The organism is Bacillus sp. GW823-FHT06B01 (assembly GCF_058952315.1).
The window spans coordinates 114,066-128,238 of sequence record NZ_JBXAHR010000001.1; the positions used below are offsets into that span (position 1 = coordinate 114,066).

Annotated in this window: 15 protein-coding genes; 13 read left to right on the forward strand and 2 right to left on the reverse strand. The window is 34.3% G+C overall.

The annotated features are described in order from the left end of the window. Positions 1–525: 525 nt before the first annotated feature. A complete protein-coding gene (locus AC1Q8N_RS00595; protein ID WP_000717613.1) occupies positions 526–828 on the reverse strand; it encodes a hypothetical protein in 303 nt (100 codons plus the stop codon). Between the two features lie 155 nt (positions 829–983). Next, entirely contained in the window at positions 984–1,181 is a 198-nt protein-coding gene (locus AC1Q8N_RS00600; RefSeq protein ID WP_002096482.1) for a hypothetical protein, read from the reverse strand. Positions 1,182–1,706: 525 nt separating this feature from the next. Here AC1Q8N_RS00600 and AC1Q8N_RS00605 point away from each other — a divergent pair. From AC1Q8N_RS00605 to AC1Q8N_RS00665, 13 genes are all read left to right on the forward strand, one after another. After that, positions 1,707–2,216, forward strand: a complete 510-nt coding sequence (locus AC1Q8N_RS00605) for a DinB family protein (RefSeq protein ID WP_493520992.1) — start codon at positions 1,707–1,709, stop codon at positions 2,214–2,216. Between the two features lie 533 nt (positions 2,217–2,749). Next, the gene (gene arsR, locus AC1Q8N_RS00610) at positions 2,750–3,055 is read left to right on the forward strand and encodes an arsenical resistance operon transcriptional regulator ArsR (protein ID WP_048543675.1); all 306 of its coding nucleotides are present in this window, start codon (positions 2,750–2,752) and stop codon (positions 3,053–3,055) included. 60 nt (positions 3,056–3,115) lie between these two features. Next, positions 3,116–3,553, forward strand: coding sequence for an ArsI/CadI family heavy metal resistance metalloenzyme (locus AC1Q8N_RS00615; protein WP_048543677.1), 438 nt, complete (start codon positions 3,116–3,118; stop codon positions 3,551–3,553). An 18-nt stretch (positions 3,554–3,571) separates the two neighbouring features. Next, complete coding sequence (gene arsB, locus AC1Q8N_RS00620) at positions 3,572–4,612, forward strand: ACR3 family arsenite efflux transporter (RefSeq protein WP_098080522.1); 1,041 nt, start codon at positions 3,572–3,574, stop codon at positions 4,610–4,612. A gap of 25 nt (positions 4,613–4,637) precedes the next feature. Next, positions 4,638–5,042: an arsenate reductase (thioredoxin) gene (gene arsC / locus AC1Q8N_RS00625; RefSeq protein ID WP_097843177.1), complete on the forward strand. Its 405-nt coding sequence runs from the start codon at positions 4,638–4,640 to the stop codon at positions 5,040–5,042. 220 nt (positions 5,043–5,262) lie between these two features. Next, the gene (locus tag AC1Q8N_RS00630) at positions 5,263–6,009 is read left to right on the forward strand and encodes a GNAT family N-acetyltransferase (protein WP_493521136.1); all 747 of its coding nucleotides are present in this window, start codon (positions 5,263–5,265) and stop codon (positions 6,007–6,009) included. A gap of 56 nt (positions 6,010–6,065) precedes the next feature. Continuing rightward, complete coding sequence (locus AC1Q8N_RS00635; RefSeq protein ID WP_098080526.1) at positions 6,066–7,049, forward strand: phosphotransferase enzyme family protein; 984 nt, start codon at positions 6,066–6,068, stop codon at positions 7,047–7,049. Between the two features lie 55 nt (positions 7,050–7,104). Beyond that, on the forward strand, positions 7,105–7,704 hold the full coding sequence (locus AC1Q8N_RS00640) for a DJ-1/PfpI family protein (protein WP_098080528.1): 600 nt from the start codon (positions 7,105–7,107) through the stop codon (positions 7,702–7,704). 300 nt (positions 7,705–8,004) lie between these two features. Next, entirely contained in the window at positions 8,005–9,000 is a 996-nt protein-coding gene (locus tag AC1Q8N_RS00645; RefSeq protein ID WP_098848173.1) for a CgeB family protein, read from the forward strand. 167 nt (positions 9,001–9,167) lie between these two features. Next, the gene (locus tag AC1Q8N_RS00650) at positions 9,168–10,052 is read left to right on the forward strand and encodes an alpha/beta hydrolase (RefSeq protein WP_048543691.1); all 885 of its coding nucleotides are present in this window, start codon (positions 9,168–9,170) and stop codon (positions 10,050–10,052) included. A gap of 238 nt (positions 10,053–10,290) precedes the next feature. Then, positions 10,291–10,566 (forward strand): hypothetical protein, encoded by a 276-nt coding sequence (locus AC1Q8N_RS00655; protein WP_098080440.1) that lies wholly within the window; start codon positions 10,291–10,293, stop codon positions 10,564–10,566. An 851-nt stretch (positions 10,567–11,417) separates the two neighbouring features. Beyond that, complete coding sequence (gene menA / locus AC1Q8N_RS00660) at positions 11,418–12,329, forward strand: 1,4-dihydroxy-2-naphthoate polyprenyltransferase (protein WP_098152481.1); 912 nt, start codon at positions 11,418–11,420, stop codon at positions 12,327–12,329. A 400-nt stretch (positions 12,330–12,729) separates the two neighbouring features. Next, positions 12,730–13,956, forward strand: coding sequence for a phospholipase D-like domain-containing protein (locus AC1Q8N_RS00665; RefSeq protein ID WP_048543702.1), 1,227 nt, complete (start codon positions 12,730–12,732; stop codon positions 13,954–13,956). Positions 13,957–14,173: the final 217 nt, after the last annotated feature.

A 14,173-nucleotide genomic window follows, 5' to 3' on the forward strand; every position in this document is an offset into this window, starting at 1 on the left:
AAAAATTTAAATATTTTGTAAGTAACCTCTTAAACTGGGATATGCTGATACTATTACTCTACAAAAGATGTGTGATCGGTATGGAAAAGGAAAATTTGTTCAAATGGAAGCATTATCACATACCCATCAACTTAAGAAATTGATTGTTCCCCAAAACGAAAAAATGAGCTGAATTCTCATAAATAACTGTAAAGATGCGGGAATTTTGTTATGGGGAGTATCTCAAAAGCTTAGGTTGATGGCAATGGGGTACCGCCAACAAGACGCGAATTTTGCACTCTAAGCAAAAAAGCAATAAGCTGTCCACATGGACAGCTTATTTACATAATTCTCGTTATTGGAAGTAAAGTAAACCCCTCTTATTGGGGTACGAACACTGTTCTTGTTATAATTAATTTTTTTCAGAACGTCTATAATCCTCTTTTAAAAAATATATGTAAATATAATAAAAAACGAATGATTAATAGAAATATTCTACGCCACTCGTTTTTTATTGGACTTCTTTTTACTGTACTTTTATTTTCTTTATGGGTTATTAGAAAAATAATTGTCTATATAAGTCTTTATTTTTTCAAAATCCTTTTCCATAAATAAGATTGCTGGTACTTCAATTATTGGAAGATTATTTTCATTATCAAAAGGTGGACACGGTTTGGGGACTACCAAATAGTCAACTGAGTTTTTATCCCTAATATAATTAATTGAAACATCATAATACTTAGAAAAATATTCCTTCAAATCATCCTGATTCCTTAAAAATGGTAGAGAAAATATTGAACCATAATTTATACCAGCGTCGACAATTAATACAAAGCATATTTTTTTCATGATACACTCTCCTCGTATAATAAGTTTTAAGTTAATAACTGTTCCTTGAAAATTAAATAGTTTTTATCTTCAAGAGCTAGATCCAAAAAATGATGTATGGGTAAAATTTAGTCTTGGATACTGGGGGATTTCCCTACCTTATTCAAAGAAAGGCATTACATGCTATTCCGAATGCAATAAAACAAATAAAATACTAAGACAACAACAGTAATAATACTCGATGCTGTTTTGAAAGTTTTGTTTTCATACGTTTTATTTAACAAGAAGAAGAACAAAACGACCCAGACCCCGTTGGAAAAGAATGATGTTAGTGCATTGAAAACAACTCGAAACGCAAACATAGAGTCGTCCATTAGTTTTTCACCTCTCTTTTTCCTTATTATACCATTTATAAAAAGTGATGTATCGTGTTTTTCTTGTATATTCTATACATGTGAGGTTAACATAACTTCCTATTGTCGGTAGCAAGTTTTTCATAGACTCCTTGTTTTTACTAAATTTTTTGTCTCTATGTCTATCTATCACTTATATAAGATTTTATACATCATTGATATAGCAGAGATTCTAGGGATCTTCGCTATTCTTTTTTGTATAAAAAAGTAGTTAGACTAGTGTGTTTTACTCCGGTTCATTTCAAAATATAATTGAAAATTCATCTTTAAATTAAAAAAGAAAGTGTTACCTATATATTAATAACTTCGAAATATTGTATAACAGATAATTTTTATTGTGCTAACGAATCAGGATAGTGTGGCGACTGACCAACTAAATAGTTGCTTATCCTCGATTATTAGAAGGGAAGTTCTATCGTTTCGCGAATTTATTATACATAGACGAGCGCTATAATTTTCTATATGTACATAAAGAGGTGACTACGAATGAATCAAAGACCGTCAGAAGAAGAATACGCCGGGAACTCCGGCGAATATATCCGTTTGGTGCCGGACGGTAACATCATCGACATTTTGCTCGCCCAGGAAAAGCAAATGACCGAACTCCTGGCATCGTTGACTGAAAGCCAGGCCGCATATCGGTATGCGGAAGGAAAATGGATGCTGAAAGAAGTCGTGGGCCACATTGCAGATGCGGAACGTGTCATGACCTACCGCCTGCTCCGGTTCGCAAGAGGGGACCAGACGCCTCTGACTGGTTTCGATCAGGAATTGTTCATGCCTCCTTTTGGAAGCTGGACAACCGAGCAATTGGCCGAAGACTACCGGGCCGTACGGCAATCAACGATCACATTGCTGCGCGGGCTACCGGCGGAGGCGTGGACCCGCAAGGGCACAGCCAACGACCTAAGCATTACGGCGCGCGCCCTCGCGTACGGTATCGCAGGACACGAACTTCATCACATGGGGGTCATCCGAAAGCGGTACTTGAGTTAATCGTCGGGTGAGGCCTTTGGAATGGAACTAACACCTCTCATACAACCTTATATACCGTTCTTATTGGGGTCCCGCCCCACAACCATCAACTTAAGGATTTAGTCTATTTTTGAAATTAAAAGCACATTACTATTCTCTTATGTTAATGAGAAAGGATGACGTGCTTTTTATGAATATGCACCAAAAACAAGAGTTATCTTTATTTGCCGAAGCGTTATATCGATTTTTTTCATTTGGGGGTATTTGTTTTTCTTAGCTTGATGGTGATGGGGCGCTACTCTAAAATGGTCAAATTAAAATTTAAAACAGTTATAGAGACTCCATTCCTCGGACATATTGTAACTATTCAGTTGTAAAAAGAACCGTAGTTTTTCATTTTTGAAAAAGCTATGGTCTTTTTTAATTGTAACAAAGATAGGATGCGAGGAAGGTTTTTATAAATCAAAAAACTTGATGAACTAGTTGCATATAAAACTCATCTGCGTATATACTATAAATATCAAAAAAAATTGATGAAGGGAGAGTGAACTACAGTGGCACAGGATTTTAAGTTATATGAGAAAAAGTTTAAAGCGTTGGCTGATCAGAAGCGTTTAGAGATTATGTATGAGCTTTGTCAGCGGGGCCAGACTTGTGTATGTGATTTAACAGAGGTTTTTGAAATGACGCAATCTAAGTTGTCCTATCATTTAAAGATTTTATTAGATGCAGGTTTAATTGTAAAAGAAACAAAAGGTACGTGGAGCTATTATGATTTAAATGATGCGGAAGTAAACAATTTATTATCAGAAGAATTATGTTGTATTTTTAGAAAAACAGGTAAAGGTAGCTGTTGTTAAAATTTTGTACTATTAATCAAAAAAAATTGATTAATATCATATAAAGAGGAGGAATAAGCTATGAGATATGTTCACGTTGGTATAAATGTTACGGATTTAGAGAAGTCTATTGAATTTTACGAAAAGGTATTTGGTGTGTCACCAGTTAAGGTAAAAGTGGATTATGCAAAATTTTTATTAGAGACGCCAGGACTTAATTTCACGCTGAACGTACGAGATGAAGTGAACGGAAATCAGGTAAATCATTTCGGTTTCCAAGTGGATACAGCTGAAGAGATTACATTGCATAAAGAAAGATTAGAAAAAGAAGGTTTCTTTGCACGTGATGAGATGGATACAACTTGTTGCTATGCAGTGCAAGATAAGTTTTGGGTAACGGATCCTGATGGGAACGAGTGGGAATTCTTTTATACAAAAGCACAGAGTGATGTTCATAAAATTGAAGAGCCATCTTGTTGCACGACTTCTAACGTAGTAGAACAAAATTCTTGTTGTTAATAGGAGATGGAAAATAAAATGAAACGTTTATCTTTTCTAGATCGATATTTAACACTATGGATTTTTCTAGCTATGGCTGTTGGGATTGGTTTAGGGTTTGTATTTCCTAGTGTAGTAGATGGACTGAATACATTACAAGTTGGAACAACGTCTATCCCGCTAGCTGTCGGTTTAATCGTCATGATGTATCCACCATTAGCAAAGGTTCGTTACGAGGAAATGGGTCGAGTATTTAAAGACGTAAAAGTATTAGTTTTATCTTTAGTACAAAACTGGATTATTGGACCTGTACTTATGTTTGTTTTAGCAATTATTTTTCTTCCTGATAAGCCAGAATATATGGTCGGGCTCATAATGATTGGTTTAGCACGTTGTATTGCAATGGTAATTGTTTGGAACGACCTTGCAGACGGGGATAAAGAGTATGCTGCAGGTTTAGTGGCTTTTAACTCAGTATTTCAAATGTTATTCTTCTCCGTTTATGCATACGTGTTTGTAACAGTCATTCCAGAATGGTTAGGAATTGAAGGGGCTATTATTGATATTACAATGGCAGAAGTAGCGAAATCCGTGTTTATCTATTTGGGAATTCCATTTATAGCAGGTATGTTGACGCGATTTGTACTCGTTAAGTTAAAAGGACGAGAATGGTATGAAAAGGTGTTTATACCGAAGATCAGTCCACTTACATTACTTGCATTACTATTTACAATCATCATTATGTTCTCTTTAAAAGGGGAAATGATTGTTAGCGTGCCGCTAGATGTTGTAAGAATAGCGATTCCGTTATTAATCTATTTTATTGTCATGTTTTTTGTTTCTTTCTTTATGGGAAGAAAAATTGGTGCAAACTATCCGGTGACTACAACGTTAGCATTTACAGCAGGTAGTAATAACTTTGAGTTAGCAATTGCTGTAGCAGTTGGTGTGTTTGGCATTCATTCAGGCGCAGCATTTGCAGCTGTTATTGGTCCGTTAGTGGAAGTACCTGTAATGATTGCACTTGTAAACGTCGCTTTTTGGTTTAAGCGTAAATATTTTAATGATCAACCAGTATAATTTAAAAACAAAGGCGGAAAACAACATGGAAAACAAAAAGACAATCTATTTCTTATGCACAGGAAATTCATGCCGAAGCCAAATGGCAGAAGCATGGGGCAAACAATATGTAGGTGATAAGTGGAATGTATATTCTGCAGGAATCGAAGCACACGGAGTAAATCCAAATGCTATTAAAGCGATGAATGAAGTAAATATTGATATAACGAATCAAACATCAGATATAATTGATTCAAACATTTTAAATAATGCTGATTTAGTCGTTACCCTTTGTAGTCATGCAGATTCTGTTTGTCCTTCGACACCTCCGCACGTAAATCGTGTTCACTGGGGATTTGATGACCCAGCAGGAAAAGAATGGTCTGAATTTCAACGTGTTCGCGATGAAATTGGAGAACGTATAAAGAGATTTTCTGAAACAGGGGAGTAAAATAAAGAGTCAATCTTCTATCGTATAGGAGATTGGCTCTTTTTTATTGATTTAAAGCAACTATTAAAATGAATAGAGAATATTCTGTCATGATGGTAAAGTTAGAATAGAGCAGTTTCAGGGAGGGGCGTAACATATGATTTCTGAATTGAAAAAGGATGATTATTATAAATGTAACAGTTTACTAAATGAAAAAGGGCAATAAGAAGTAAAGGCTGTAATTGCAGGATTGAATCCTGGTCGTTTATTTGTAGATAACATCTATTCTCCTAAATCAGGACTTATTTGGTTAGGGAATAATGATGGCTTCTTTTTTATAGGAAGTGCAGAAAATGAAAAGTTTAATAATGAAATGAATAGTTTTATTGATAATGTGATAGAACCTGAGGCGAGAAGGGCTGGACTAAATTGCTTTGAAGCAATTGGTAATCATTCAAAGTGGAATAAAACAATCGAAAAAATATTTCAATATCGTAAATTAAAGAGTTGGAATCAAAGAGTGTATACGCTAAAGGAAGAGGATTATGAGGGGAATCATGAACCTAAAATGGAACAAGGGTATACAGTGATAAAAATGAGTAAAGCTCTCTATGAAAATCAAGGGGATGTATTGAAGAATATTGAGTTTTTACAATCAAAAATTTTAGAGTTTTGGTCCTCACCTGATGAATTTTTTAACGAGGGAATAGGCTATTGCATAGTTTTTGAAAACATGATTGTAAGTGTTTGTTTTTCGGGGTTCGTCTTTGACAATATACATTGCATAGATATTGAAACGATAGAAGATCACCAAGGGAGAAAATTAGCTCAAACGATAGCTCATAGTGTCGTAAAAGAATGTTTGGAGAATAATATTATTCCATATTGGGACTGCATGGAAATAAATAAACCTTCTGTGGCCGTTGTAGAAAATGTAGGTTTTACAAATGTGTTTAATTATGTAGGTTATTATTTTCCTTTTGAGTAAATGAAGTGTATGTTAAAAAACTATCATCGAGGGTTTTCACATGAAAGGAAAATAGGATGAAACAAATAATAAAAGACATATTAATAAACTACTTTAAAGAAATTCATTCACTAATAGTGGAAGAAGAACTACATAAAAACAGTTGGCATACAGATTTGCATTATAAAATCATCGTAAATGGAAATCGATATTCCGCACGGTTTATAAATAGCGATCGAACAAGCAATCCGGCCTTTGGGATGTTATCAAATGAACAATTGAAAGAGCAAGTACGGTTTACGTATTATTTACGAGAGCATGGAATTCCGTTTATGCAAATTAAGGAGAATATGGCGGGGGATTGCTTTACATTACTCACTTGGAATGACGAACAGTACCGGTTTGTATTGTCTACTTGGATTGAAGGGGAACATATTACTCATTGTACAGAAACGATGGCAGAAGTCTTTGGAAAGGAAGCAAGAAAGATACATGATATTTCTAGTACGTTTCAAAGCCCGATTTTTCAAAAGAAATCTCATTTAGATGGATATGGTGAGTTTATAAAGCTATTAGACAATAAAGGTGGTACATGCAAGGAATTGCGGGGGTATATAGAGCTCGCTAAGTATCATATAGAATGCGCACATACGAGTGATTTGGAGTTTATTGTACAAACTGATTTAAATCCTTTAAATATCATTTGGGATTCAAATCAATGTGTAAAAGGGATTGTAGATTTTGAATCGATTGGATATGTAGATCGTATGGAAGGGTTAGCCTTTTTATTAAAGTGGTATTCCCGAAAGGAAGGAATAGAGTCACATGTAGTATGTGCGGAAATTGCTAGAGCATTTTTAGAAGGGTATAAGGCCCATAATATTTTAACATCAAATGATTATAAAAGACTTTCTTCATTATTATGGTTATCCGGTAGTTTAAATTGGAACTTTGTGAAGAAAACGCTACTTGTAATAAGTGATGAGAGGGAATTGGAAAAACATTTGGAAGTTTATAGAGTGAGAGGAGAGAGACTATCTTCATTGTTAATTTGTAGATAACATTTATTCTTCTAATTTTGGATGCGAAAAAGAAAGTATATGAGGTGTTCAAAAAATGAAAATACAAATTGTATTGTTTGATGGTTTTGGAGAGCTTGTCTCTTTTGCACCTTTTGAAGTATTGAAAAGAGCGATAGAAGAAGGGGCTCCGTTTACGGTTGAACTCGTAGCAAGTGAACCGAAACAAGAAGTTACTACTTCATTTGGAGTGACGGTTAAACTACATGATTTTTTACGAATGGATAATCGCCCAGATTTGTTAATTGTACCTGGTGGAGGCTGGAATCATAAAGCTGAGCAGGGGGCGCGAAAGCAAGCTGAACTTGGTACTTTGACTAAAATAATTAGAGAGATGCACAATGAAGGAACGATCGTTGCTGGAGTTTGTACTGGAGGTATGTTACTAGCTGCATCCGGTATATTGAATGATAAAAAGGCGACAATGCATCATTTGGCGCAGAATGAAATGAGTGAATATGGAGCAGAACTGCTTCCTTACAGAATTGTGGATCAAGGGAATGTTATTAACGCAAGAGGAGTTACTTCAGGAGTTGATTTAGGACTTTGGATCACGGAAAGATTCGCAAGTCCTAAAATTGCAGCTGCTGTTGAATATAGAATGGAATATGAGCGGCGAGGTGTTGTTTGGAAATAATTTGATCTTAACCATGTTTTTTGCTGTAGAGTGTATTAGATATTGTAAAAGAGAAAGAGCCAACTCATACGAGCAGGCTCTTTTTTTACGTATTCATTTTCTATGTTTAATAATTGGGCTGAATATAACCTAATCTTAATCCCTTCGTAACAGCTTCCAAAATCTCGTTAGCCTGTAAAATGAGGGGAAGTGCAACATAATGGACATAAACGGTGCTTATACATGTAAAAGAAGATGTTATGAAAAATAAAGACTGCTAATTTTCGTGCACTTTGATTATGTAGAAATAGGGGAGATGACATGAAAGACAATACGCCTAAGAAAATTTTATTTATTCAATCAGGCATTCCTTTTTATTATCCAATGATCGAAGAAGCAATTTTGAATAGTTTACAAAAGGTAAACAGTAATACAATTATGGTAAACCCGGAACGAGCGATAGAAACCGCATTAAAAATGAAACCGGATTTTATTTTGGTACTCGGTGGTTTAAACGAGGGAATTATTAGTGTCATGCCAGTACTAAAGAGTGCAGGTTTTACTACTGGACTTTGGCTGACAGATGATCCGTATTATACGGATGTAACACAACATCTTGTGCCGTATTATGATTACATATTTACACAAGATTTAAATTGTATCAAGTTTTATAGAGCGTTAGGATGTAATAATGTGTTTCATCTTCCGTTAGCAGCAAATCAAGATGTGTTTAAACCTTCTCAGAAAGAAGATACATATAAGTATGATCTTAGTTTTATAGGCACAGCATTTGAAAATAGACTTACCTTTGTTGATTCTATTTCAGGGTATTTAGCAGAAAAAAACATAAAAATTGTGGGATTCGGTTGGGAGAAGTTAAAGAATTACGAAAGGTTAAAGGATAAAATACAAATTTTGCCACTTGCAAAGTATGAAGATGCGTTACAATTTTACGTATCAACTAAAATCAATATAAATTTACACCGTTCACCAAATGATCAGGAATTGAATTGTAATGCTGCAAATATCCAAGCCTATTCAGTAAATAATAGGACGTTTGAAATTAATGCCGTAGGTTCTTTTCAATTAACTGATATACGACCAGATGTAGCGAAGCATTACATACCTGGTGTTGAAATAGAAACGTTTAATAGTGCACGGGAGTTTATACAAAAAGCAGAGTATTATTTGGAACATGTACAAGAAAGAAAACAAATAGCAAAAAATGGACTGGATAGAACTTTGAGAAATCACACATATGATAAACGTATAGTACAATTATTAAACTATATTAATTTCATAGGCGTGAAGATGTAATCTAACCATTAACTTAAATGATAAGCGTTTGGTGCTTTCTAACTCTCGTATTCTATAAAAATTATTTGCGAAAAAGGGATTTGGATACATTTGTAGAATTTATTTATTCTGAAAAAACAATTTTGTATTCAAACTAATTTACATCCAATAATTAGAGGAGATTAAAAATGAATCACTTTTTTGTAGAATTTGGTGAATATGAAGCAAGTGTTTGTGAATGGGGAGATAAAAGTAATCCTCAAATCATTTGTTTTCATGGTTTAGGAAGTACAAAATTAAGTTTTATCGAAATAGCGGAACTTTTAAAAGATAACTATCATATTGTATCGTTTGATCTACCTGGACATGGGAAAACACCAAGTTTTGGGAAGGATGAAGATTACGGTGCATCCCATTTAACAAATTGGGTAGTAGCGTTACTTGAGGGGATAGGGAAAGAAACATTTCATATAGTAGCACATTCATGGGGAGCAAGCGTTGCGCTTCACTATGCAGCAGAATGTCCAGAAAAAGTGAATAAAATGGTATTGTTAGATGGTGGTTATCATCATGGTAAAATGAATGCGGATTATTTTGCGAATCTATATAAAGATGCGGAAGAAGGAGAGTGTCCACCGCGATCATTAGAGGAAGAAATTACAAATTACGAAAAAGATTTTGATGAATATATTTTTGACAGTAAAGAAGCGTTCATCCAATCAGAAAAAATGGTTTACAGTAGATGGTCACCATTAATAGAACGTGCGGTTTATGACTTAATGCGAGAAGAAGCTAATAAAGTGAAATGGCATGCTACTGGCGATACGGCTAGAAGTGTAATTAAGTTTCAATATACGGTGTATAAAACATTGAAATCGCATAAAATTAAAAATGATATTTTATTATTGTATTGTGATCTCCCACATAATTATTTAGAAATAAGGGAATTGCAAATTGCAGAATTTAGGAAGCATATTGATATTACGACTAAGCTTTATACAGATACAGGGCACTTAATGCATTGGGATAGACCGGAAGAGATTGCCGAGGATGTTTTACATTGGTTCAAATAAAGAAGGTCCGTTGTTCGCATTTGAGCAACGGATTTTCTTGATACGTTACCTGAAAAAGAAACAAGTATCTCTAAACTAGAGGAAAGTAAAAAATAAAGAAAAGAGGTTGCCAAAAGTAACTATTTAGCGACTTTTTGGGACAACCTTTTCTTTTTGTTCTATATTTTAAAGAAAATTTAGAATAAAATAAAAATATAGTCACCTACCTATTATTCACTAATGAAAAGAGGTTAGCGAAATGCAACTGAAGTATGGGAAGCACATTAATATATTATCTATTGTTCTAACTTTGTTCTCTTTTTCTGTAATTGTAAGTTTCTCTACCTGGTTGAGTAGATATTCAATTCCCAACCTTGCTACAATGCTTAAGGTAACAATGTTGAGTGCATTTATTCTTGGAATTATGGGGTTTAGACAAGAGAAAAGCGCACTAGCGATTATAATTATGGGAATATGTGCCTTTGCTCTAGTCGTTCTATATACTTATGCGGTTATAAGTTTTCTTGAGCATTAAGCACCATAAAAAAGAAACGAACATTTTTGTTCGTTTCTTTTTTGGGGATGATTATTATAAAATAGCCTCTTCTAATGATTGAGTGCTGAATCCAAGAATTAATTTTTGAATGTTATTTTCATGATCTTTTACAATGATATATGGAACGCCCTGTACGTTAAAGGATTCGAACTCTTCTTTTTCTAATATGGGGTATTAGGAGTACCACCCCATATTAGAAAAAACGATATTTCGATGCAAAGTTATGGTGTAAGCAAGAGCATTAAAGTTCTATCGCCAATTCTTTTTTTGATATAATAGATGTGAAGCAGGAAATAGATAGAAAGATACTGCTAGTAATTTATACTTAAATGTAGGGTAACTAACTGTTACGATTTATTTAACCAATTATAACGAAAGTTAATTAAATATATCAGCAAGCCCTGCTAGTCAAGTGATTGGCTAGTAGTGAGGGTTAACTGCGGGCAATCCCTAAAGCTGATTGAACTACAACGTGGCTAGAAATAGCGAGCGTGAATGTTGCGAAAGCAGAAAAAATCAATCAGATGGTGCAAGGTTAAATCCTAAACACTAGAACAATGGGTCTTCCGCCTCGAATCATCTAAGTCAAAATGGATAAGATGAACGTTCAACGACTATCTCGTATAACTGACGAGAGTACATCACAAGCCTATGGTGGTGGAAAAATCCTCTATCTTTAAGTAGATAAACATATAGTCTGCGCTCATGTGAAAACATGAGAAGTTCATAAGAGAACTGGCTAAGGAATTGCGCCCTTAGTTGAACGAGATAAATTTGATTGAATTGTATAGATTTAGTTAAGTTTATCGTATCGGAGATTGAACAGAGTTATGGGGAATGAAAAAGAAATTAGTTCCGCTAAATTAATATGGAAGATGACGCGCCCGCATACATTAACGGCGACATTTTCTCCTGTAATTTTAGGGACAGTGGCATCGCTTTATGTTGCCGAAATTCATTGGCTTTTATTTATTGCAATGATGGTTGCATGTTTAGCATTGCAAATAGCGACGAACTTATTTAATGAGTATTATGATTTCAAACGTGGATTAGATACCGCTGATTCTGTTGGCATCGGTGGTGGAATTGTCCGTCACGGATTGAAACCAAAAAATGTGTTAACAGTTGCGCTTTTATTGTATGTAGTAGCAGCAATTATTGGAGTTTATATTTGTATGAATAGCAGTTGGTGGTTAGTCGTCATTGGTTTAATTGGGATGGCGGTTGGCTATTTATATACAGGTGGTCCATTACCAATTGCGTACACTCCATTTGGAGAATTAGTTTCTGGATTGTTAATGGGGACATGTTTTGTACTCATCGCTTTCTTTATTCAAACGAATACGATAACAATTGAAAGTGTATTGATTTCCATTCCAATTGGAATTTTAGTCGGTGCAATTAACATGTCTAATAACATCCGAGATATCGAAGAGGATATTAAAGGAGGAAGAAAGACATTAGTAATCCTCCTTGGGAGAGAAAAAGCAATAGTAACATTAGCTGTAGCCTTTTTCATTGCTTATTTATGGATCGCGGTGATTGTATTGATGGGTTATATAAGCCCTTGGGCATTAGTTATGTTCCTAGGTTTGAGAAAACCAATCTCTGCCATTCAAAGTTTCCAAAAAGGAGCAAAGGATCCAGGGTATATGCGCATCGCAATGAAATCAACAGCGATGACAAATACGATTTTTGGTTTCTTATTATCAGCAGGATTATTAATTAGTTATTTGTTTTAAATAAAAATATGATGAAATAAATTAACCCCAATTTCTCAATTTTAATATGGAGAGATTAGGGTTTTTATTTTTGTATTTCTTTAATAATGATTAAACTCTTTTATAAATCTACACTATTTAATAGTTTAGTTGAGATAAAGGTTAGAGGAATGATTTTTATATTTGTTTAAGTTTAGTACTTACTGTCATGTAGTATTCCTCCTTGTAAATGTACTTCAAAATATAGAGTGCCTATTTTGTTATCGTCGTACGAATTCCAATTTTAGGGTTATGCGAATGAGAAATTTTATAGTTAATCATTCAAAGAAGGCTTTTTTTAGCTAATAGATGCATGGAATAGTTTTGTCCCAATAACAAAAACTAACAGAAATAAAACGATAATATATAAAGGAGATTCAATATGCTGAAAAAGATAGGAAGAATTTTTCGAGTATTCCTCTTTTTATTTATCGGTGGATGTTTAGTTCTGTTTGTTTGGGGTGAAATTGACAGAACGATAGCCGAAAAAAATGGGGTATTTAGCCAGAATTCTAGTCAATACCCTATGCGTCAAAGTGATATTACTTTGTATACAGATGGGAAACCGTTAAACAATCAACTATTCTCAGATATAGAGAAAGCAAAGCATTACGTGCATGTTAACTTTTTTTCTATTGCTGATGATAAAGTAAGCCATCAGTTTCTAGAGTTATTACGGAAAAAAAGTCAAGAAGGTGTAGAAGTATACTATGCTTTGGACAGGTTAGGTGGAATTTTACTAAAGAAAAAGGAAAGAGAATTATTAGTTAAAAAAGGAGTTCATTTTACATATTACAATAAACCTGCTTTCCCTTATCTTTTTTCTTCTTTGGATCATCGGAATCATCGTCGTATTTCAGTTATTGATGGAAAGGTTGGTTACATTGGCGGATTCAACATCGGAAAGAAGTATTTAGGGGAAAAAGAAAAACTTGGTTATTGGAGAGATTATCATCTTCAAATACGAGGAGAAGGAGTTCAAGATTTAGAACAACAATTTGTATTAGACTGGAAGAGAAACTCAGAGAAACCGATTCCGATACACAATGCGGTAAAGGAAAAGGGAGCAACCTCGCAACGATTTACTGCATATTATAGCGGAGAAAAAATTGGGCAAGATTATAAAATGCTGTTTCAACAAGCAAAAGAATCCATTATTATATTAACACCTTATTTTATACCAAAAGACAGAACTATTTGGAACGCATTAGTAGATGCAAGAAAGAGGGGAGTCCGTGTCAAAATTCTATTCTCACCTCATTCGGATGCACTATTAGTTAAAGAAGCAGCATATCCATATATCCGAAAAGCATTAAAACAGGGGATGGAAGTATATGGTTATAAAAATGGGGTGTTACACGGTAAAGTATTTTTGATTGATGAAAAAGTATTGATGGTTGGGACCGTGAATTTTGATTCACGCTCGTTTCATTTAAATGAAGAAATGAACTGTTATATTCATGACCCTATCTATATTTCGAGAATAAAACCAGTGATTAATGCAGACTTACAAAATTCAAAGCAAGTAACATCCTCTGACGTCAACCAATTATCTATAAAAGAAAAAATAAAAGAAAAGGTTGCAAAAATGTTTGAGTATTATTTGTAAAGACAATGTATTTTTATACTTGGATAACAGGGGCTATATGCTTAGTGATTTTACATATTCTCAATGGAATCAGCTGGGCAGTTGCTACAAGTTCGATAGAAAAGGCTGTGATTGATGTATTCCACGATCTCGTCGTGGAGAAGCAATGGCATGGCTTTAGGACCAATATTAGATCTTTGGGTAATCTTAGGTTGATGGCGGTATCCCATCAACCTAA

Excerpts from the sequence above, each read along its gene's own strand:
- AC1Q8N_RS00635 (WP_098080526.1), top strand. The coding sequence starts at position 6,066 with ATGAAACAAATAATAAAAGACATATTAATAAACTACTTTAAAGAAATT.
- AC1Q8N_RS00600 (WP_002096482.1), bottom strand. The coding sequence starts at position 1,181 with ATGGACGACTCTATGTTTGCGTTTCGAGTTGTTTTCAATGCACTAACA.
- menA (WP_098152481.1), top strand. The coding sequence starts at position 11,418 with ATGGGGAATGAAAAAGAAATTAGTTCCGCTAAATTAATATGGAAGATG.
- arsC (WP_097843177.1), top strand. The coding sequence starts at position 4,638 with ATGGAAAACAAAAAGACAATCTATTTCTTATGCACAGGAAATTCATGC.
- arsB (WP_098080522.1), top strand. The coding sequence starts at position 3,572 with ATGAAACGTTTATCTTTTCTAGATCGATATTTAACACTATGGATTTTT.
- AC1Q8N_RS00640 (WP_098080528.1), top strand. The coding sequence starts at position 7,105 with ATGAAAATACAAATTGTATTGTTTGATGGTTTTGGAGAGCTTGTCTCT.
- AC1Q8N_RS00665 (WP_048543702.1), top strand. The coding sequence starts at position 12,730 with ATGCTGAAAAAGATAGGAAGAATTTTTCGAGTATTCCTCTTTTTATTT.
- AC1Q8N_RS00650 (WP_048543691.1), top strand. The coding sequence starts at position 9,168 with ATGAATCACTTTTTTGTAGAATTTGGTGAATATGAAGCAAGTGTTTGT.
- AC1Q8N_RS00595 (WP_000717613.1), bottom strand. The coding sequence starts at position 828 with ATGAAAAAAATATGCTTTGTATTAATTGTCGACGCTGGTATAAATTAT.
- AC1Q8N_RS00645 (WP_098848173.1), top strand. The coding sequence starts at position 8,005 with ATGAAAGACAATACGCCTAAGAAAATTTTATTTATTCAATCAGGCATT.
- AC1Q8N_RS00605 (WP_493520992.1), top strand. The coding sequence starts at position 1,707 with ATGAATCAAAGACCGTCAGAAGAAGAATACGCCGGGAACTCCGGCGAA.
- AC1Q8N_RS00615 (WP_048543677.1), top strand. The coding sequence starts at position 3,116 with ATGAGATATGTTCACGTTGGTATAAATGTTACGGATTTAGAGAAGTCT.
- AC1Q8N_RS00655 (WP_098080440.1), top strand. The coding sequence starts at position 10,291 with ATGCAACTGAAGTATGGGAAGCACATTAATATATTATCTATTGTTCTA.